We start from the raw sequence: 19,435 nt of genomic DNA on the forward strand, positions 1-19,435 counted from the left end.
CGCCATCGCTTCAGCGGCCCGACGGCCTAACTCGTCGGGCCGCTGCCGTTCGTTTTATCGTTGATATACGGAATACTCATGCCCGCCGCTTTACCGAATCCCACCGCGCAACGCACCCGGCGTTTACTGTCGGCGCTATTGCAAAGCCTGCTCACGCTGGCGCTCACCCTGCTGGGGCTGCTGCTGGTCACTTTCGCGCTCTCTGCGCTCTCTCCGGTCGACCGGGTGCTGCAAATTGTTGGCGATCACGCCAGTCAATCGACCTACGATCAGGTGCGTCACCAGCTTGGTCTTGACCGCTCACTGCCCGTACAGTTCTGGCACTATCTTGTCAATCTGGCCCAAGGCGATCTCGGCACCGCCAGCGCGACCGGGCAGCCGGTGCTGCACGATCTGCTGGCTGCCTTTCCGGCAACATTGGAGCTGGCGACGCTGGCGCTGATTATCGGCGCGGTTTTCGGCGTGGTAGCCGGGGTACTCTGCGCCCGCTATGCCGGTTCACCGTGGGATTTCGCCGTGCGCACGCTGACGCTGCTGGGCAACTCGGTGCCGATTTTCTGGCTTGGGCTGCTGATGCTGGCGCTGTTTTACGCGAAGCTACAGTGGAGCCCTGGCCCCGGTAGGCTGGACGATATTTATCAGTTCACTATCGAGCCGAAAACCGGTTTCGCGCTGATTGATACCTGGCTTTCCGGCGACAAAGAGGCGTTCCGCAACGCCTTCAGCCATCTGGTGCTGCCGGTGCTGCTGCTGGCCTACTATTCGCTCGCGAGCATCACGCGCCTCACGCGTTCCGCCTGCCTGAGCGAGATGAACAAAGAATACATTCTGCTGGCGCGCGCGAAGGGCGCCGGGGAGATGAGCATTCTGCTTCGCCACGTGCTGCCGAACATCCGCGGTACGCTGCTGACGGTGATTGCGCTGGCCTATACCTCGATGCTGGAAGGCGCCGTGCTGACCGAGACGGTGTTCTCCTGGCCGGGCATTGGCCGCTATCTGACGACGGCGCTGTTTGCTGGCGATACGGCGGCGATTATGGGAGGAACGCTGCTGATCGGCGTTTGTTTTGTGTTGATTAATAACCTCACCGATGTTCTGGTGCGGCTAACCGACCCGAGGGTTCGCTGATGCCAGCTTCGCTATTTTTACGCCGTCTGTTGCGTTCCCCTGCGGCCTTCTGCGGGCTGATGGTTATCGCTTTACTGCTGCTGATTGCGCTTTTCGCGCCGTGGCTCGCGCCAATGGATCCGAACTGGCAGGACGCCGCGATGCGCCTGCAAATGCCTTCGGCCCAGCATTGGCTGGGCACCGACAGCTACGGGCGCGACCTGCTCTCAAGGCTGATTTACGGCACCCGTCCGGCGCTGGGGCTGGTTGCGCTGGTGACGGTAATTACGCTGCCGGTAGGGCTGCTGATAGGGATTCTTTCCGGCTATTACGGCGGCTGGCTGGAGCGCATTCTGATGCGCTTTACCGATGTCGTCATGTCGATGCCGCGATTGATTCTGGCCTTTGCCTTTGTGGCGATGCTTGGCCCCGGGCTGGTCAACGGCGCATTGGCGCTGGCGCTAACCACCTGGCCCGCCTACGCGCGTCAGGCGCGCAGCGAGATTCAGCGCCTGCGGCACAGCGATTATCTGGCCGCCGCTGAGATGATGGGCATTCGTGGTCTGAGGTTGCTGGTGGGCCATATTCTGCCGCTGTGTCTGCCATCGGCGATCGTGCGGCTGGCGCTGGATCTGGCGGGGATCATTCTGGCCGCCGCTGGGCTCGGTTTCCTCGGCCTGGGCGCGCGTCCGCCGATGGCGGAGTGGGGCGCGATGATAGCCGACGGCATGCAGGTGATATTTGACCAGTGGTGGATTGCCGCTGCGCCAGGGGCCGCGATTCTGATCGCCAGCCTGGCGTTTAACCTGCTGGGTGATGGTTTACGTGACGTACTGGAGCCGCAACATGACTGAGCCACGACTCTCCGTAGAAGGGTTGAATATTGATTATCCCGGCGCACGGGTCGTCAACCAGATGCGCTTTACCCTCGGCAACGAGCGGCTGGCGCTGGTGGGAGAATCCGGCTCCGGCAAATCCATGACCGCACGTGCGCTGATGGGGCTGGTGCGCAAACCCGGCATCGTTAGCGCTAAGCGTCTCAACGTGTTGGGGCGCGATGTGCTGTCGCTGGACGCTAAAGGCTGGCGCGCACTGCGCGGTAACGATATTGCGATGGTGTTGCAGGATCCTCGCTACGCGCTGAATCCGGTGAAAACGGTTTATGCACAGCTGGAAGAAGCGTTAACGCTGCATCAGAGACTGAGCCGCCGTGAACGACAGGAGAAAATCGAAGCCGCGGTGCTGGCGATGGGGCTGGACGCACGCGTGCTGAGCCGCTATCCGGGCGAACTGTCCGGCGGCATGGGGCAGCGGGTGATGATCGCCATTGCGTTGATCAACGACCCGCAGGTACTGATTGCCGATGAACCGACCTCGGCGCTGGACGCGCGGTTGCGTAACCAGATCCTTGAGCTGCTGGTGACCCAGTGCGAGCAGCGGCATATGGCGATGTTGCTGATTAGCCACGATCTTCCGCTGGTGGCCCAGCACTGCGATCGGGTGCTGGTGATGTATCAGGGCAACGGCGTTGATGAGATGGCGGCCCGCGAGCTGCCACAGGCGACGCATCCTTATACCCGCACGCTATGGACCTGTCGCCCGAACGCGCAAACTTACGGGCAGATGCTACCGACGCTGGACCGCACGCAGAATTTTACGGAGGCAGCACATGGCGATCGTTAATCTTGAGGCGCTACAGGTGACCTTTGGTGAAAAAACGGCGGTGTCTGCCGCCAGTTTTCACGTCGATGAGGGAGAGACCTTTAGCCTGATTGGTGAATCAGGCTGCGGCAAATCGACGATTTTACGCGTCATTGCCGGGCTTCAGCGCGAGTGGCGCGGCAACGTCGCGCTGTTTGGTCAGCGCATTACGCCGGGATCACGTTTCCAGGGAGAACGACGCCGTAACGTGCAGATGGTTTTCCAGGATCCGTACGCGTCGTTGCACCCGAACCATACGCTGTGGCGCACGCTGGCCGAACCGCTGAAAATTCACGGCGAAACGGATATTGCAGCGCGGGTGCAGACGGCGCTGGAGCAGGTGGGTTTGCCCGCAGATGCCGCCAGCCGCTATCCACATCAGCTTTCCGGCGGCCAGCGCCAGCGCGTGGCCATTGCCCGAGCGCTGCTGCTGCTGCCCAAAATTCTGCTGCTCGATGAACCTACATCGGCGCTGGATATGTCGGTGCAGGCAGAGATCCTCAATTTGCTCAATCGCCTGAAGCGGGAACACAGCATGACCTATCTGCTGGTGAGCCACGATGCAGATGTGATTGCACACATGTCCGACCGTGCGGCGTTTATGGCCAGCGGGGTGATTCAGCGCTTCTTTGATCGTACGGCGCTGGAGCGCGGCGAACACCGGATGGGGTAACTCTTTCCCCCTGGCGCAATTGGGCCCTTCTCCCCGAAGGGGCGAGGGGACCGTTGGGTACGGTTTATTAATTGAACGCATAACTTTACGGCGCAACGGCTATTTTTCCGCCATACTGTCAATAATTGTTGACAGTCATCTTCACGCCAGCGAATAAGTGTCTTATGATTCATACGTCTTTGGCTTATAAGGGTGAACCCCCACATGCGTCTTGAAGTCTTTTGTGAAGACCGTCTCGGTCTGACACGTGAACTGCTCGATTTATTGGTCCTGCGCGGCATTGACCTGCGCGGCATCGATATCGACCCTGTTGGCCGAATCTACCTGAATTTCGCGGAGCTGGATTTCGCCAGCTTCAGCAGCCTGATGGCGGAGATCCGCCGTATTGCTGGCGTCACCGACGTCCGCACCGTGCCGTGGATGCCCTCAGAGCGTGAACATCTGGCGTTGAGCGCGCTGCTGGAAGCGATGCCGGAGCCGGTGCTCTCATTGGACACGCGCAGCAAAATTGAACGCGCTAACCCGGCAAGCTGCCAGCTGTTTGGTCTTAGCCAGGAGCGCATGCGCAACCATAACGTGGCGCAACTGATTAGCGGCTTCAACTTCCAGCGCTGGCTGGAGAGCGATACGGTGGAGTCACATGCTGAACATGTGGTGATCCACGGGCAAAACTTCCTGCTGGAGGCCACGCCGGTCTATCTCAACGGTGAGAATGACGCGCGTATTCTGGCCGGTGCGGTAGTGATGTTACGCTCCACGCTACGCATGGGCCGTCAGCTGCAAACCATGACCACGCAGGACGTTAGCGCGTTCAGTCAGATTGTCGCCGTGAGCCCGCGGATGCGTCAGGTGGTGGATCAGGCGCGCAAGCTGGCGCTGCTCACCGCACCGCTGCTGATCGTCGGCGAAACCGGCACCGGCAAAGACCTGCTGGCGCATGCCTGTCATCTGGCCAGCCCGCGTGCGGCGAAGCCGTATCTGGCGCTGAACTGCGGCTCCATTCCGGAGGATGCGGTGGAGAGCGAGCTGTTTGGCGACGCTGCCGACGGCAAAAAAGGGTTCTTTGAGCAGGCCAACGGCGGGTCGGTGCTGCTGGATGAAATTGGTGAAATGTCGCCGCGTATGCAGACCAAACTGCTGCGCTTCCTTAACGACGGTACTTTCCGCCGCGTTGGTGAAGATCACGAAGTGCACGTCGACGTGCGCGTTATCTGCGCGACGCAGAAAAATCTGGTGGAGCTGGTGCAAAAAGGGCTGTTCCGTGAAGATCTCTACTACCGCCTTAACGTGCTGACCCTCAACTTGCCGCCGCTGCGCGATCGTCCGCAGGACATCATGCCGCTGACCGAACTGTTTGTCGCGCGCTTTGCCGATGAACAAGGGATTGCGCGGCCAAAGCTGTCTACCGACCTTAACACCGTGCTGACCCGCTACGGCTGGCCGGGTAACGTTCGCCAACTGAAGAATGCGGTCTACCGTGCGCTGACCCAACTGGAAGGCTACGAGCTGCGTCCGCAGGACGTGCTGCTGCCGGATCATGACGTTTCAAGCGCCGCGGTCGGCGAAGAGGCGATGGAAGGTTCGCTGGACGATATTACCCGCCGCTTTGAACGCTCGGTGCTGACTCAGCTTTACCGCAGCTATCCAAGTACCCGTAAACTCGCCAAGCGTCTGGGCGTATCGCACACGGCGATTGCGAACAAATTGCGGGAATATGGCCTGAGCAATAAGAAGGGCGAAGAGTAACACTTTTCCCACACTGACCCGGCAGCGCCGTGCTGCCGGTCAAAGAACTGGGGGAGCAATCGGGATTTACGGAGTATGCCTGGTTTATCACCAGTTTTCGAAAATATATGGCAAAAACCCCCCTCCAGTACCGCAAATCATATAGTCTAAGAGGCTGAGGGATAAGAAATTGTCCTGACCACGCTGTGGTCAGGACAACGGTATTACGCTTTCAGTGCCGCCAGTGCAGCATCGTAATCCGGCTCGTTGGTGATTTCGTTCACCAGCTCGCTGTATACGACGTTGTCGTTTTCATCAATCACCACCACGGCACGTGCCGCCAGGCCTTTCAGCGCGCCATCGGCAATGCCGACGCCATAGGTCTGCAGGAATTCCGGCGCACGCAGGGTGGACAGGGTGACGACGTTGCTCAGGCCTTCCGCGCCGCAGAAGCGTGACTGGGCGAACGGCAGGTCAGCGGATACGCACAGCACCACGGTGTTAGACAGTTCACCCGCTAACTGGTTGAATTTACGCACAGATGCCGCGCAAACGCCGGTATCGATGCTCGGGAAAATGTTAAGAACTTTACGTTTGCCAGCGAACTGGCCGAGGGTGACGTCCGACAGATCTTTTGCCACCAGCGTAAACGGTTGAGCTTTATCGCCCGCCTGTGGGATAGAACCTTGAACAGCAACGGGATTGCCCTGGAAATGTACGGTTTGCGACATGATTATCTTCCTGTTTACATATAGTTAACGTCGACCCTAGTGTATGACAACAGGCGTTAACACGGCAAACCCTATTTGTGCCTGAATGAAAGGAGCCAAGATGAGAAAGCTGCGAGTGTTCGAAGAGGCCTGGCCGCTGCATACGCCGTTTGTCATTGCGCGCGGTAGCCGCAGCGAAGCAAAGGTCGTGGTGGTCGAGCTTGAGCAAGATGGCGTAAAAGGCGTTGGCGAGTGCACGCCGTATCCGCGCTACGGCGAGAGCATCGCTTCGGTGATGGCGCAGATTATGGCAATCGGCGAGCAGCTCGAGCACGGCATCACGCGCGAGCAGCTCAATCATTTGCTGCCGGCAGGGGCCGCACGTAATGCGGTGGACTGCGCGTTATGGAGTCTGGAAACTGCGCTTAATAGAAGTGACGTTGTCACACAATTGGGCGTTATCTTGCCAGCGACGGTCACGACGGCGCAAACGGTCGTCATCGGCACGCCGGAACAGATGGCAGCCAGTGCGCGGGCGCTGTTTGCAAGCGGTGCCCGGTTGCTAAAGGTGAAACTCGATAACCACTTTATTTGCGAGCGGATGGTGGCGATTCGCGAAGCGGCGCCGGAGGCCACGCTGATTGTTGACGCCAACGAATCCTGGCATAGCGACGGACTGGCCGCGCGCTGCCAACTGTTGGCCGATCTTAACGTGGCGATGCTGGAGCAGCCGCTCCCGGTTGGTGAGGATGAGGCGCTGGATAACTTTATCCACCCGTTGCCGATCTGTGCTGATGAGAGCTGCCATACCCGCGAAGACCTGCCGGTGCTGCGCGGGCGCTATGACATGGTCAATATCAAGCTGGATAAAACCGGCGGCCTTACCGAGGCGCTGGCGCTGGCCGCGGAGGCTAAAGAGCAGGGCTTCGCGCTGATGCTCGGCTGCATGCTGTGCACCTCGCGCGCTATCGCCGCCGCGCTGCCGTTGGCTCCTCAGGTCCGTTTTGCCGACCTCGACGGTCCGACGTGGCTGGCCGCCGACGCGCAGCCGGCCTTACGTTTTACCTGCGGTGAGCTTCATTTGTGATGCGCCGACTGCCAGTGCAGCAATCCTGTCATCGCCGACAGGTAGCGCTCGCTGGCCTCGTCCGATGAGATTGCCGGAAACTCGGCGGTGATGCAGTGTAGCCCGATATCGTTGCACCAACTGCCGAACGAGCCGGGCGTTTCGTAGCCTACGCTGCTGACCAGCGGCAGCGCGAATGCGTCCGCCAACCATTGTCCCAGCTCGCTATTGCGGGCGTCTTCAATACAGGCCAGCGGGTCATGGAACGACACCACCCATGCCGGGTTTATCTGATGAATCAACTGACACAACGCGCGGCTTTCCGGTTCAGAGCCGGGGCGGCTGCCGGTGAGCAATACCACATCACGCTGCTCGGCCGCGCTGTTCCAGCGATAGACCGTTTCACCGGTTTTCCAGTTGGCTGACGGAAAGTTGCGATTGAGATCCACGCCGTTGGCATTGGCGCGTAGCCCCAGTTGGCAGCCGTCCGGGTTAACGGCCAGTACCACGTGATGACGCCGTAGCTCCGGTGCCAGCGTGCGCAGCGCGCAGGAGAGGGTGACCACCGAGGCGTTTTCATCGCCGTGCGTACCGGCAATGATTAAACCGCTTTGCGGACCGGCCAGCGGCGCGGGAAACCAGATAAGCGGTGCGCCTAACAGTGAACGACCATAGTGTTGTGTCCCTGGTGGGAACGCGCCGCGCTGAGCGCGAGGGCGAGTGGCTGACATACGCTGCATCCTGATACGCAATGGGGATATTGAGCAGTGTTGTGCAAAATCATCCGCGAATCAAATAGTTTCCCTTATGGATATTGCTGGGGATATATCAAGTTTATGTGACATGCTGTTTGCAATTCGCGTAAGTGAAACAAATAATATTTTCATCAAGTTGTGTGGGTTTACCTATTTAAAGGGGATGACATGAAGTTACCGTTCACCTTGACCTGTTGCGCCGTCTTGCTTTCAGGTCTGAGTTCTATCGCCGTCGCGGCCGACGTTCCCGCCGGAACGGTGCTGGCGAAGCAGCAAGAGCTGGTTCGTCACATTAAAGATGAACCCGCTTCATTAGATCCCGCGAAGGCGGTGGGGCTACCGGAGATTCAGGTCATTCGCGATCTGTATGAAGGTCTGGTGAATCAGGATGCTCACGGCAATATCATTCCTGGCGTTGCTACCCGCTGGCAAACCAACGATCAGAAAATCTGGACGTTTACCCTTCGCAACGACGCTAAATGGTCGGACGGCACGCCGGTGACGGCGCAGGATTTCGTCTACAGCTGGCAGCGTCTGGTTGACCCGAAAACCACCTCGCCGTTTGCCTGGTTTGCGGCGTTAGCGGGCATCACGAATGCGCAGGATATTATTGATGGCAAAGCCAAGCCCGAAACTCTGGGCGTAACCGCGGTGGACGCGCATACGCTGCGGGTCCAGCTCGATAAGCCGCTGCCGTGGTTTGTGAATCTGACGGCTAACTTCTCGCTCTATCCGGTGAATAAAACCGTTGTCGAAAGCGATAAAAACTGGACGCGTCCGGGCAAGCTGGTGGGGAACGGCGCCTATGTTCTGGCCGACCGCGTGGTGAATGAAAAGCTGGTGGCGGTGCCGAACAAATACTACTGGGATAACGCCAAAACGGTGATTCAGAAAGTCACCTTTATGCCGATTAACCAGGAATCTGCGGCCACCAAACGCTATCAGGCCGGGGATATCGATATCACGGAGTCGTTCGCGAAAAACCAGTATCAGAAGCTCAAAAAAGAGCTACCGGGTCAGGTCTTTACGCCTGCGCAACTGGGCACCTATTACTACGCCTTTAACACCCAAAAGGGGCCTACCGCTGATGCGCGTGTACGTCTGGCGCTCAGCATGAGCATCGATCGTCGTATCATCGCGGAGAAGGTGTTGGGGACCGGCGAAAAACCCGCGTGGCGCTTTACGCCAGACGTGACGGCAGGTTTTAAACCTCAAACGTCGGCGCTGGAAGAGAGCAGCCAGGCAGAGCTGAACGCGCAGGCGAAAATGTTGCTGCAAGCGGCAGGCTATGGCCCGAATCGTCCGCTGAAGCTGACCCTGCTGTACAACACCCAGGAAGTACATCAGAAGATTGCTATCGCCGTGGCGTCAATGTGGAAGAAAAATCTGGGCGTCGACGTTAAGCTGCAAAACCAGGAGTGGAAAACCTACATCGATAGCCGCAATACCGGCAACTTCGATGTGATTCGCGCTTCGTGGGTGGGCGATTACAACGAACCGTCTACTTTCCTGTCGCTGCTGACTTCGACGAACAGCGGCAATATTGCGCGCTTTAACGATCCTGCCTATGACAAAGTGATCCGTCAGGCGAGCCTGGAAAACACCGCCGAGGCGCGTAACGCCGACTACAACGCCGCGGAAAAAATCCTCGCCGAAAAAGCACCGATTGCGCCCATCTACCAGTATACCAACGGCCGCTTAATCAAGCCGTGGGTGAAAGGATACCCGATCACCAATCCGGAAGACGTGGCGTATACGCATACGATGTATATCATTAAGCACTGATAAAACCATCGCTGCAAAACTCAGAACGGGCGCCGCTTACCGCGCCCGTTTTTTATGCCTTATTTCCCCCTGAAGGGGACCGATCTTATTAAAACACCTGATTCATGAATCCATTGCATAGGTCAAATCAGTTTTAACAGTCTAATTGTGGCGAGCGTTGTATCTTAAAATCATGTTTTAACCTGATAGAGGCATTACCGTGGAATATTCAGTATTAAGTAACAGCCTAAAAATGCCGATGGTGGGGTTTGGCGTTTTTAAGGTTACCGATAAAGAAGAATGTAAGCAGTCGGTGTTAAGCGCTATTCGCACGGGCTATCGCCTCATTGATACCGCCGCCGTCTACGGTAACGAGGATGCTGTCGGCGATGCCGTTCGTGAAGCCATCGCTGAAGGGCTGTGTACCCGCGAGGAACTATTCATTACCTCCAAGCTGTGGGTTCAGGACATGGTCAGCGCCGAAGCGGCGAAAGCCGGTATTGAGGCGTCGCTGAAAAAGTCAGGGCTAGCCTATTTTGATCTCTATTTGCTGCATCAGGCGATGGGGGATTATTTCAGCGCGTGGCGTGCGCTGGAAGAGGCTTATGATGCCGGTAAACTGAAAGCCATCGGCGTGTCGAATTTCTATGCGCATGTGTTAACCAACTTCTGTGAAACCGTCAGAATTAAGCCGATGGTCAATCAGGTGGAATTGCATCCTTACTTCGCGCAGCCTGACGCGCTGGAAACCATGAAGCGCTATAACGTTCAGCCCGAAGCCTGGGCGCCGTTAGGCGGTGGCAGACATAAGCCTTATGAAGATGAAATGCTGCAAGGCATCGCCGATGCCCATCAAAAAACCATTGCGCAGATTGTCTTGCGCTGGAACGTGCAGCGTGGCGTCACGGTGATCCCGAAATCTACCCAACAAAAACGTATTGCAGAGAACTTTGCGATCTGGGATTTTTCCCTGACCGATGCTGAAATGGCAAAAATCAGCGCGCTGGATGCGGGCTATGTGGGGGAGGCGGTGAAACATTTTAACCCGGAATTTGTTCGCGGCTGTCTTGGCGTTAAAATCCATGACTGAACCGGGTTTATCCAATAAAAACAGGCGCTAAAAAGCGCCTGTTTTGGAACCCTATCGCAACAGTTCGGCAAACTTCGCCAGCCATTGTGGATGTGCAGGCCATGCCGGCGCGGTCACGAGGTTGCCGTCCACATACGCTTCATCGATACCGATATCGGCATATTCGCCGCCGCTCAGCCGCACTTCCGGTGCACAGGCCGGGTAGGCGCTGCAGGTCCGGCCTTGCAAAACACCCGCGGCGGCCAGCAACTGCGGGCCATGGCAAACCGCGGCAATGGGTTTGTTCGCCACATCGAAGTCCTGAACCAGCTTAATGACCGCTTCGTATAAACGCAGGTATTCTGGCGCGCGTCCGCCGGGGATCAGCAGCGCGTCGTAATCCGCTTCATTGACGCTGGCAAAATCGGCGTTGAGCACGAAGCGGTGGCCGGGTTTCTCGCTATAGGTCTGGGCGCCGTCAAAGTCATGAATTGCCGTCATGATATAGTCACCCTTTGGCTTGTCAGGACAAACGGCATCGACCTGATGACCAATCATCTGTAGCGCCTGAAAGGGCACCATAGTTTCGTAATCTTCCGCGTAATCGCCAACCAGCATCAATATCTTTTTGCCTGCCATAGCCCATCCTCTTTGAGTAAAGATGTCTAAGATATAGCCTGGCCACAAAGGGATAGCGAACCGCAAACCGCGCGCTGCATCACGGATATCAGCAATGGTTAACGTGGCAGAGGCACTGCCAGCATGGAGTATCGTTCTGCTGAGACACTTGCAGAGATTACGGGAGTGCTATAATTGGCGGACGATATCACGCGTGCGATATCCTCTGCGGATAAGCCGCTTTTCACCTTCTTATGCCCGGGCAAACAGCGATGATTTATATGTCTGATGTCATGATATTTGGCAAAGTGCTGCTCGGCATCTTTCTGCTTTTGCTGCTGGCAAGTTACCTGTTTTCAAAGCTCAACGTGCCGATTGCCGTGCTGTTTACAACATGGCTTTCCGCTGCGGCGGCGTTTGCGCTACTGGTGGTGTTGGTGTTAATGCCGGGGATCAAGAACGATGAGGTTGCCCTGGGAAAACGCTGGCTTGAAGAGTGCACGCTCGTCGAAAAGTTTGAGCGTCATACGCTACGCGAACCGACCAACCGCTTGCAATGCCATGGCGTAGAAGAGCAGGTGGACGCCAGCGACTATCAGACCTTCACGGTCGCCTATCTCGAACGCGGGGAGGGCGATCCCCGCTGATGCTCCGGCTTGGGGATCACCGATTTTCACGCCTGTCGCTTTTTCCCCGTGGCTGATGAAATGTCGCGGCGCAGCGCGGCTGGCGCGTTAGGATCGCCGCTGAGCGGCAGATTACTCAGCATCACTTCAATATCTTCCGCCGGTACCGGGTCGGAGAACCAGAACCCCTGTAGTGCGTCGCAGCCCAGCCCGGTGAGGATACGCTGCTGCTCCTGGGTTTCTACGCCCTCTGCCACCACATCCATATTCATGGAATGGGCGATGGTGATAATCGTCGAGACGATTTTGATGTGTTTGCTGTTCTCCCGCATATCTTTCATAAAGCTTTTATCAATCTTCAATTCACCGGCTGGGAGATCCTGCAGCGCCAGCATATTGGAGTAACCGACGCCAAAGTTATCAATGGAAATAGTGATACCAATGCGGCAGAAATCATTAAAGATTTGCACGCTGCGATCGAAACCATGTAACGCCGTGGTTTCGGCAAGCTCGATGGTTAAACGCGTCGGCGAAATACGATGGCGTACCAGCGCGTCGCAAACCTGCTCGTAGAAGTTTTGCTGCTCAAACTGGACCGGTGAAATATTCAGCGAAAGCGTCCAGTCATCGTGCCCGGAAAGGCTCCACTTATGCATCTGAATGCAAGCCTGTTCCAGCACCCAGTTACCCACTGAGACAATCAGCCCCGTATTCTGTAGCGTAGAGAGGAAGACTTCCGGCAGCAAAATGCCTTTTTTCGGATGCCGCCAGCGCAGTAATGCTTCAAAGCCGTATATCCGTTTTTCTTTGACGTGGTATTTCGGCTGGTACCACAGTTCAAACTGATTGCGCTCCAGCGCCTGAGTCAGGTCCTGTAAGAAATGCGCGCCCTGCCAGGTGCTATCGAGCATCGACTCGTTGTAGAACACCCATCCATTTCGCCCGCTATGTTTCACGTGATACATCGCGGTATCGGCGGCGAGCTTCAGATCCTGCGGCGTTTCGCCGTGACCGGGGTAGAGGCTGATGCCCACGCTCAGCGAGATTTGCAGAATTTGCCCGGAATGGTAAAACGGCCGCCGGATGCTTTCGACCATCCGCGTGCAGATATCGGCGATTTCCGCCTCGGTGCAGTCGGGCGCCAGCAGAATAAACTCGTCGCCGCCGATGCGGGCGAGGGTCATTTTCGGCATCAGGCAGGCGCTCATACGGTTAGCGACGGAGACCAGCAGATTATCGCCGACGTGATGGCCCCAGGCATCGTTGACCAGCTTAAAGCGGTCGAGATCCATCAGCACCAGCGCGAAAGTGCTGCCCGCCAGTCGAGCCTGATGCAGGCAAGCCAGCAGGCGCATGTCAATTTGGCTACGGTTGGCGAGGCCGGTAAGCCCGTCGTAGCGCGCCTGCTGCTCAAGCTGCTGGTTCAGGCGCTGGAGGTTTTCGGTGAGTCGCGTCGTGCGTACCTGGGAGTCCACCATTGAGATCATGAGCATCAGCCCCAGCAGCAGTAGCGTGGTGGCGGAAACCCATATCGAAAGGCCTTCTTCGCTCACCATGGCCGCATGATTGGCCATGATATGCCCGCTGCCGGTGAAGGTGGCGGCGCTCATGCCGGTATAGTGCATCGCGGCAATCGCAATTCCCATCGCAAACGCCGCGCCAACGCGCGTCAGCAATACCCCTTTACTGTTCAGGCGCAGGCTGAAGGCTAACCACAAGCCGACGCAGGAGGCAACGATAGCGATCACCACGGAGGCGATAATCAGCGGCACGCTCCAGATGATATCGTCATGCGACATCAGCGCAGCCATGCCGACATAGTGCATGATGACGACACCGCTGCTGAGTAGGGCGGTGGCAATGCACAAGCGTTTAAGCGACAGCGTATTTCCCGCGACGGCGATATTAATCGCCAGTGAAGACGCGATAATCGCCGCCAGCAGTGAAATGACCGTCAGCGCCAGGTGATAACTCATTGGCATAGGCATCTTCATGGCCAGCATGCCGATAAAATGCATCGACCAGATACCAATACCCAGCGTAGCGCCGCCGGTAATACGCCAGAAGATAGCCGCCTTCTTATTTGAAGCGGCAATTTTTGCAGCACTATCAAGCGCAACGAAAGATGCGATGAATGCCACCAGGAATGAAATACCGACCAGTATCGGGTCCCACGAAGCGTGTAGCGTCATGCAAACCATACCTTTTCATAGAGTGGGTTCTATTTAATCTATCAGTAAATTCCGAATTTAAACCAGTGAAATAGCGAAAGAGTTATCTTTTTTTTATCTGATTAGATGCTGCACTCGGTTTATTTAGCATGGCTTAATTATCGTGAAACGCCAGTTAATAAATAAGTGGGATGCATTATATTATGCTTTATTTCTATAGAGTTAAGCCATGCTTAAGTAGGCTGGTGTGGAAAATTTGTCTTTAGTTGTTGTTATATTCTGCATTAAGGCAAACTGACACCGCGAACGGTTAAAGTGATGAAAATAGTTAAAATGGTCTGGAAAATACATCTTCTGGTGATATAACAAAATTATACAACCAGCGTTGAGGGTAGGTTATGTTTAAAAACATTAGCGTCCGAACGTTTATCCTGGTCTTTATTTTGGCGGTTTTTGTTATTGCCGATGTGATCTGTCTAATACTATCAAAAAATATATTCTTGCTATTAACAATTAATATTGTATGGGTAGCGGCGTTGGGACTTCTGTGGCTCTACATGACCAAATACCTGGTGACGCCGATTAATGCGGTTAAGCGCAGCATCGATGAAGTTAATGATGGCAATCTGTCGGTGCGAATTCCTGTTTTCGGCAATAACTGTGCCGGGCGCTTAATTCCGGGGATCAATAACTTATCGAATAATATCTCGACGCTGGTAGCGGAAATTCGCGCCTCTTCGGACACCGCAATGTCGCTATCCGATCAGTTGGCAACCCGCAGCGGCGAGCTGTCGGTGAAAACCGAGCAACAGTCGGCCACCCTGATGGAGACCGCGGCGAGCATGGAGCAGATCGCCGCCAGCACCAAAAATAACGCGGAACATACGCGTCTGGCGAGCGAACGCGCCGGTGAGGCGACGCAGTGTGCCCGTAAAGGCGGCGCGCTGATGGGGGAAGTGGCGACCAATATGCAGTCGATTACCGACTGTGCCCGGCAGATGACGGAAATTATCGCCATGATTGACGGGATTGCCTTCCAGACGAATATTCTGGCGCTGAATGCGGCGGTGGAAGCGGCGAGGGCAGGCGATCACGGCAAAGGGTTCTCGGTGGTCGCCGGTGAAGTGCGTAATCTGGCTCACCGTAGCGCGGAAGCGGCCAAGAATATTAAGACCTTAATTAGCGTCACCAGTGAAAACGTCACGCAGGGCGCGAGTATCGTCGCCGAAGCGGAGAAAAACATGCAGGAGATCGTCGCCGGTTCGGGCGAGTTAAACGGTCTGATGGAGCAGATTGCTGTTTCGACCTCTGAGCAGGAAAAGGGGATCGATCAGATTACGCTGGCGTTGAATGAGCTGGAGACGGTAACGCAAAGCAATATCACGGTTGTCGAGGAGCTGGCGAGATCGTCCGATATTCTTAAGCGTCAGGTGATTGAACTGCAGTCCCGCACGCAGAATTTCCGCGTGGGGGACGAGCAAAATACCGCATCGCCACGGCAGGCTGCCGGTGGCCTGCCGCTACAGCCTGTCGTCGCGACCGGCAGCAACGAGCAGAATTTCTGGCAATCGTTTTAACCCTGTCGCTTTTCCCTCAACCCGGTAGCGATACCGGGTTTTTTTATGCCTGAAATTTACGTGTAGCTGTTTTTGTGAACAATTTCAGCGTCATGGCACCAGCGTATGTTGCTTAACAAAAGGAGATGGCTAGACTATCAGGATAAAGAGCGCTAAGCGGAGGCGATGTGGAAGCCATAAAAGGATCGGACCTAAACGTACCAGACGCGGTATTTGCGTGGCTACTGGATGGCCAGGGCGGCGTGAAGCCATTAACCGACGCGGACAGCGTCAGTAAAGAGAATCCGTGCTGGCTACACCTGAACTATACCCACCCCGACAGCGCCCAGTGGCTGGCGACGACGCCGCTGTTGCCCAATCTGGTGCGCGATGCGCTTGCCGGTGAAAGCCTGCGTCCGCGGGTCAGTCGCCTGGGCGAGGGGACGCTGATCACCCTGCGTTGCATTAACGGTAGCACCGATGAACGCCCGGACCAGCTGGTGGCGATGCGCCTCTATATTGATGAACGCATGATCGTTTCGACCCGGCAGCGGAAAGTGCTGGCGCTGGATGATGTGGTGAGCGACCTTCAGGAGGGCAGCGGCCCGACGGATTGTGGCTCGTGGCTGGTGGATATTTGTGATGCGCTAACCGATCACGCCAGCGAGTTTATCGAGCAGTTGCACGACAAAATTATTGACCTCGAAGATAATCTGCTGGAGCAGGAGGTGCCGCCGCGTGGTTTTCTGGCGCTGTTGCGTAAGCAGCTTATCGTCATGCGCCGCTATATGGCGCCGCAGCGCGATGTCTACGCCCGTCTGGCCAGCGAGCGTCTGTCGTGGATGACCGACGACCAGCGTCGTCGTATGCAGGACATTGCCGACCGTCTGGGACGTGGGCTGGATGAAATTGACGGCTGTATCGCGCGCACGGCGGTGATGACGGATGAAATTGCGCAGATGATGCAGGAGTCGCTTTCCCGGCGAACCTATACCATGTCGTTGATGGCGATGGTCTTTTTACCCAGCACCTTCCTGACAGGGCTATTTGGCGTCAACCTTGGCGGTATCCCCGGCGGCGGCTCGCATCTGGGTTTTTCCCTTTTCTGTATTATGCTGGTACTGCTTATCGGTGGTGTTACGTGGTGGTTACACCGTAGTAACTGGTTGTAAAAAATCACCTTTTTTACCTCTTTTGGAGAGGGTAACGCCACTTAATTTGAGCAAGGTCAATAAAACGGCATGCCAATCGAGGCAATATCGATCCCGCAGGTGAATGCAACGTCAAGCGATGGGCGTTGCGCTCCATATTGTCTTACTTCCTTTTTTTGAATTACTGCATAGCACAATTGATTCGTACGACGCCGGCTTAGAATAGTCGGCTTTTTTTTGTCTTTTTTCCGCTACCCTGATGGTACCCGCCGATTAATTTGTCGCATCCCGCGTCGAGATCTGCGAGGATACGCGCCTGCTGAACCTTAGCCCCTTATTCGCGAGAAAATACTGTGACCGCTTTTGCCACCCTGAATGCCCTTCCTGCCGCCCAGCTCGATAATCTGAACGATCTGGGCTATCTCTCTATGACGCCGGTTCAGGCCGCGTCGCTGCCGGCGATTCTGGCCGGAAAGGACGTGCGCGTGCAGGCGAAAACCGGCAGCGGCAAAACGGCAGCGTTTGGTCTTGGCCTGCTCCAGCATGTCGATGCCAGCCTGTTCCAGACCCAGTCGCTGGTGCTGTGTCCGACGCGCGAACTGGCCGATCAGGTCGCCGGTGAGATTCGCCGCCTGGCGCGCTATCTGCCGAATATTAAGGTGCTGACCCTCTGCGGCGGCCAGCCGTTCGGCGCGCAGCGCGACTCGTTGCAGCATGCGCCGCATATTATCGTCGCGACGCCGGGCCGCCTGCTGGATCACCTGCAAAAGGGCACCGTATCGCTGGATGCACTGCAAACGCTGGTGATGGATGAAGCGGACCGCATGCTGGATATGGGCTTTAGCGATGCTATCGACGAAGTGATTCGCTTTGCGCCAGCGTCTCGCCAGACGCTGCTGTTCTCCGCGACCTGGCCGGAAGCGATTGCCGCCATCAGCGGCCGTGTGCAACGTTCGCCGGAAACGATCGAAATTGATAGCGTTGACGCGCTCCCCTCGGTTGAGCAGCAGTTTTTTGACGTACCACGTCACGGCAAAATCGCGCTGTTACAGCAGCTGCTGAGCCAGCATCAGCCATCTTCTTGCGTCGTGTTCTGTAATACCAAAAAAGATTGTCAGGCGGTGTTTGAAGAGCTGAACGCGGCGGGGCAGAGCACCATTGCGCTGCACGGCGACCTCGAACAGCGCGACCGCGATCAGACCCTGATACGTTTTGCCAACGGCAGCGCGCGTATTCTGGTGGCGACCGACGTGGCGGCGCGCGGGCTGGATATTAAATCGCTGGCGATGGTGGTGAACTACGAGCTGGCGTGGGATCCGGAGGTGCACGTACACCGTATTGGCCGTACCGCGCGTGCGGGCAACAGTGGGCTGGCGGTGAGCTTCTGCGCGCCGGAAGAGGCGCAGCGCGCCAATATTCTGGCCGAAATGCTGCAACTGAAGCTGAACTGGATGCCAGAGCCGGCTAAAACGCGTATTACGCCGCTGGCGCCGGAAATGATGACCCTGTGTATCGACGGGGGTAAAAAGGCCAAAATGCGTGCGGGCGATGTGCTGGGCGCGTTAACCGGCGATATGGGACTGGTTGGCGCGGATATCGGTAAAATCGATGTCCACCCGGCGCATGTCTACGTAGCCGTACGTGAAGGCGTGGCGCATCAGGCCTGGAAATTGCTGCAGAAAGGGAAGATCAAAGGCAAGGCGTGCCGTGTACGTCTGCTGAAATAGCATCCTGAAAAGCGTCTCAGGCCGCAGCCTGAGACGCCAAATGACTTACTTCACTTCAACCACATTCAGACGCAGCTCATCCAGCTGACCGTCTTCTTCTTCCGGCTGCCAGCCCACTGGCTGTAGCGGCAGCTCTTCCCGGTCAAATGCCAGGTCGCCACCTTCAATCACTTCGCTGTCGTGGTTCAACCCTTTGAAATCAAACAGGTTGGTATCACACAGGTGTGAAGGCACCACGTTCTGCATGGCGCTAAACATGGTCTCGATACGGCCCGGATAGCGTTTATCCCAGTCGCGCAGCATATCGCCAATGACCTGACGCTGCAGGTTCGGCTGAGAACCGCACAGATTACACGGAATGATCGGGAACGCTTTGGCTTCGGAGAAACGCTCGATGTCTTTTTCGCGGCAGTAGGCCAGCGGACGGATAACGATGTGCTTGCCGTCGTCGCTCATCAGCTTCGGCGGCATACCTTTCATTTTACCGCCGTAGAACATGTTCAGGAACAGCGTTTGCAGAATGTCATCACGGTGGTGGCCGAGGGCGATTTTTGTCGCGCCCAATTCGGTGGCCGTGCGGTAGAGGATCCCGCGACGCAGACGAGAGCAGAGTGAGCAGGTGGTTTTCCCTTCCGGGATCTTCTCTTTGACGATACCGTAGGTGTTCTCTTCGACGATTTTGTACTCAACGCCCAGCTTTTCCAGATATTCCGGCAGAATATGCTCGGGGAAGCCCGGTTGTTTCTGGTCGAGGTTGACCGCCACCAGGCTGAAGCTGATTGGCGCGCTCTGTTGCAGATTGCGCAGAATTTCCAGCATGGTGTAGCTATCTTTACCGCCGGAGAGGCAGACCATAATGCGGTCGCCGTCTTCAATCATGTTGAAGTCAGCGATGGCTTCGCCCACGTTACGACGCAGACGCTTCTGTAATTTGTTCAGATTGTATTGTTCTTTTTTGCTAATTTCTTGATTTTGTTGCATTTAATAGTTACTCAAAAATCTAAATGGATACCCAG

The 19,435-nt window shown here is 56.3% G+C and carries 17 protein-coding genes; 12 read left to right on the forward strand and 5 right to left on the reverse strand.

Annotation, left to right across the window (positions count from 1 at the left end; translation table 11 throughout):
* The first annotated feature begins 78 nt into the window (after positions 1 to 78).
* The 5 genes from ACW14G_RS03045 to tyrR all read left to right on the forward strand — a co-directional run bounded on the left by ACW14G_RS03045 (position 79) and on the right by tyrR (position 5,227).
* A complete protein-coding gene (locus ACW14G_RS03045; RefSeq protein ID WP_249021917.1) occupies positions 79 to 1,128 on the forward strand; it encodes an ABC transporter permease in 1,050 nt (349 codons plus the stop codon).
* Positions 1,128 to 1,961, forward strand: coding sequence for an ABC transporter permease (locus ACW14G_RS03050; protein ID WP_167576024.1), 834 nt, complete (start codon positions 1,128 to 1,130; stop codon positions 1,959 to 1,961). Before ACW14G_RS03045 ends, ACW14G_RS03050 begins: the two co-directional genes overlap by 1 nt.
* On the forward strand, positions 1,954 to 2,790 hold the full coding sequence (locus tag ACW14G_RS03055) for an ABC transporter ATP-binding protein (protein WP_223802484.1): 837 nt from the start codon (positions 1,954 to 1,956) through the stop codon (positions 2,788 to 2,790). The genes ACW14G_RS03050 and ACW14G_RS03055 overlap by 8 nt, the downstream gene beginning before the upstream one ends.
* Positions 2,777 to 3,481 carry an ABC transporter ATP-binding protein gene (locus ACW14G_RS03060; RefSeq protein WP_249021916.1) on the forward strand — a complete coding sequence of 235 codons (705 nt, stop codon included), beginning with the start codon at positions 2,777 to 2,779 and terminating at the stop codon, positions 3,479 to 3,481. The genes ACW14G_RS03055 and ACW14G_RS03060 overlap by 14 nt, the downstream gene beginning before the upstream one ends.
* A 204-nt stretch (positions 3,482 to 3,685) precedes the next feature.
* Complete coding sequence (gene tyrR, locus ACW14G_RS03065; RefSeq protein WP_163447376.1) at positions 3,686 to 5,227, forward strand: transcriptional regulator TyrR; 1,542 nt, start codon at positions 3,686 to 3,688, stop codon at positions 5,225 to 5,227.
* Between the two features lie 203 nt (positions 5,228 to 5,430).
* Here tyrR and tpx read toward each other — a convergent pair whose 3' ends face one another.
* Entirely contained in the window at positions 5,431 to 5,937 is a 507-nt protein-coding gene (gene tpx / locus ACW14G_RS03070) for a thiol peroxidase (RefSeq protein ID WP_167576021.1), read from the reverse strand.
* 100 nt (positions 5,938 to 6,037) lie between these two features.
* Between tpx and ycjG the strand changes: the two genes are divergently transcribed.
* Entirely contained in the window at positions 6,038 to 7,003 is a 966-nt protein-coding gene (gene ycjG / locus ACW14G_RS03075; protein ID WP_249021915.1) for an L-Ala-D/L-Glu epimerase, read from the forward strand.
* On the opposite strand, the gene mpaA is transcribed toward ycjG, so the two are convergent.
* Positions 6,994 to 7,713 (reverse strand): murein tripeptide amidase MpaA, encoded by a 720-nt coding sequence (gene mpaA, locus ACW14G_RS03080; RefSeq protein WP_223802492.1) that lies wholly within the window; start codon positions 7,711 to 7,713, stop codon positions 6,994 to 6,996. The genes ycjG and mpaA overlap by 10 nt on opposite strands.
* A gap of 192 nt (positions 7,714 to 7,905) precedes the next feature.
* Between mpaA and ACW14G_RS03085 the strand changes: the two genes are divergently transcribed.
* Positions 7,906 to 9,522: a peptide ABC transporter substrate-binding protein gene (locus tag ACW14G_RS03085; RefSeq protein WP_167576018.1), complete on the forward strand. Its 1,617-nt coding sequence runs from the start codon at positions 7,906 to 7,908 to the stop codon at positions 9,520 to 9,522.
* 199 nt (positions 9,523 to 9,721) lie between these two features.
* On the forward strand, positions 9,722 to 10,591 hold the full coding sequence (locus ACW14G_RS03090) for an aldo/keto reductase (protein WP_249021913.1): 870 nt from the start codon (positions 9,722 to 9,724) through the stop codon (positions 10,589 to 10,591).
* 51 nt (positions 10,592 to 10,642) lie between these two features.
* Here ACW14G_RS03090 and ACW14G_RS03095 read toward each other — a convergent pair whose 3' ends face one another.
* Positions 10,643 to 11,209, reverse strand: coding sequence for a DJ-1/PfpI family protein (locus ACW14G_RS03095; RefSeq protein ID WP_163447384.1), 567 nt, complete (start codon positions 11,207 to 11,209; stop codon positions 10,643 to 10,645).
* A 260-nt stretch (positions 11,210 to 11,469) separates the two neighbouring features.
* Here ACW14G_RS03095 and ACW14G_RS03100 point away from each other — a divergent pair, with 260 nt between their 5' ends.
* Entirely contained in the window at positions 11,470 to 11,835 is a 366-nt protein-coding gene (locus tag ACW14G_RS03100) for a hypothetical protein (RefSeq protein WP_167576016.1), read from the forward strand.
* 26 nt (positions 11,836 to 11,861) lie between these two features.
* Here ACW14G_RS03100 and ACW14G_RS03105 read toward each other — a convergent pair whose 3' ends face one another.
* Positions 11,862 to 14,006, reverse strand: a complete 2,145-nt coding sequence (locus ACW14G_RS03105) for a putative bifunctional diguanylate cyclase/phosphodiesterase (protein WP_163447386.1) — start codon at positions 14,004 to 14,006, stop codon at positions 11,862 to 11,864.
* A 377-nt stretch (positions 14,007 to 14,383) separates the two neighbouring features.
* Between ACW14G_RS03105 and ACW14G_RS03110 the strand changes: the two genes are divergently transcribed.
* The 3 genes from ACW14G_RS03110 to dbpA all read left to right on the forward strand — a co-directional run bounded on the left by ACW14G_RS03110 (position 14,384) and on the right by dbpA (position 18,419).
* The gene (locus tag ACW14G_RS03110; protein ID WP_167576015.1) at positions 14,384 to 15,562 is read left to right on the forward strand and encodes a methyl-accepting chemotaxis protein; all 1,179 of its coding nucleotides are present in this window, start codon (positions 14,384 to 14,386) and stop codon (positions 15,560 to 15,562) included.
* 167 nt (positions 15,563 to 15,729) lie between these two features.
* Entirely contained in the window at positions 15,730 to 16,713 is a 984-nt protein-coding gene (zntB, locus tag ACW14G_RS03115; RefSeq protein WP_064545875.1) for a zinc transporter ZntB, read from the forward strand.
* Positions 16,714 to 17,045: 332 nt separating this feature from the next.
* On the forward strand, positions 17,046 to 18,419 hold the full coding sequence (gene dbpA / locus ACW14G_RS03120; protein WP_249021912.1) for an ATP-dependent RNA helicase DbpA: 1,374 nt from the start codon (positions 17,046 to 17,048) through the stop codon (positions 18,417 to 18,419).
* 45 nt (positions 18,420 to 18,464) lie between these two features.
* Here the strand turns inward: dbpA and ttcA are convergent, their stop codons facing one another.
* Positions 18,465 to 19,400, reverse strand: coding sequence for a tRNA 2-thiocytidine(32) synthetase TtcA (gene ttcA / locus ACW14G_RS03125; protein ID WP_163447389.1), 936 nt, complete (start codon positions 19,398 to 19,400; stop codon positions 18,465 to 18,467).
* Between the last annotated feature and the right edge of the window lie 35 nt (positions 19,401 to 19,435).

The organism is Kluyvera sp. (assembly GCF_965301105.1).

What these genes read in the sequence shown, in the direction of transcription:
- ACW14G_RS03045 (WP_249021917.1), top strand. Translation starts at nt 79, where the DNA reads ATGCCCGCCGCTTTACCGAATCCCACCGCGCAACGCACCCGGCGTTTA.
- ACW14G_RS03050 (WP_167576024.1), top strand. Translation starts at nt 1,128, where the DNA reads ATGCCAGCTTCGCTATTTTTACGCCGTCTGTTGCGTTCCCCTGCGGCC.
- ACW14G_RS03055 (WP_223802484.1), top strand. Translation starts at nt 1,954, where the DNA reads ATGACTGAGCCACGACTCTCCGTAGAAGGGTTGAATATTGATTATCCC.
- ACW14G_RS03060 (WP_249021916.1), top strand. Translation starts at nt 2,777, where the DNA reads ATGGCGATCGTTAATCTTGAGGCGCTACAGGTGACCTTTGGTGAAAAA.
- tyrR (WP_163447376.1), top strand. Translation starts at nt 3,686, where the DNA reads ATGCGTCTTGAAGTCTTTTGTGAAGACCGTCTCGGTCTGACACGTGAA.
- tpx (WP_167576021.1), bottom strand. Translation starts at nt 5,937, where the DNA reads ATGTCGCAAACCGTACATTTCCAGGGCAATCCCGTTGCTGTTCAAGGT.
- ycjG (WP_249021915.1), top strand. Translation starts at nt 6,038, where the DNA reads ATGAGAAAGCTGCGAGTGTTCGAAGAGGCCTGGCCGCTGCATACGCCG.
- mpaA (WP_223802492.1), bottom strand. Translation starts at nt 7,713, where the DNA reads ATGTCAGCCACTCGCCCTCGCGCTCAGCGCGGCGCGTTCCCACCAGGG.
- ACW14G_RS03085 (WP_167576018.1), top strand. Translation starts at nt 7,906, where the DNA reads ATGAAGTTACCGTTCACCTTGACCTGTTGCGCCGTCTTGCTTTCAGGT.
- ACW14G_RS03095 (WP_163447384.1), bottom strand. Translation starts at nt 11,209, where the DNA reads ATGGCAGGCAAAAAGATATTGATGCTGGTTGGCGATTACGCGGAAGAT.
- ACW14G_RS03100 (WP_167576016.1), top strand. Translation starts at nt 11,470, where the DNA reads ATGTCTGATGTCATGATATTTGGCAAAGTGCTGCTCGGCATCTTTCTG.
- ACW14G_RS03105 (WP_163447386.1), bottom strand. Translation starts at nt 14,006, where the DNA reads ATGACGCTACACGCTTCGTGGGACCCGATACTGGTCGGTATTTCATTC.
- ACW14G_RS03110 (WP_167576015.1), top strand. Translation starts at nt 14,384, where the DNA reads ATGTTTAAAAACATTAGCGTCCGAACGTTTATCCTGGTCTTTATTTTG.
- ttcA (WP_163447389.1), bottom strand. Translation starts at nt 19,400, where the DNA reads ATGCAACAAAATCAAGAAATTAGCAAAAAAGAACAATACAATCTGAAC.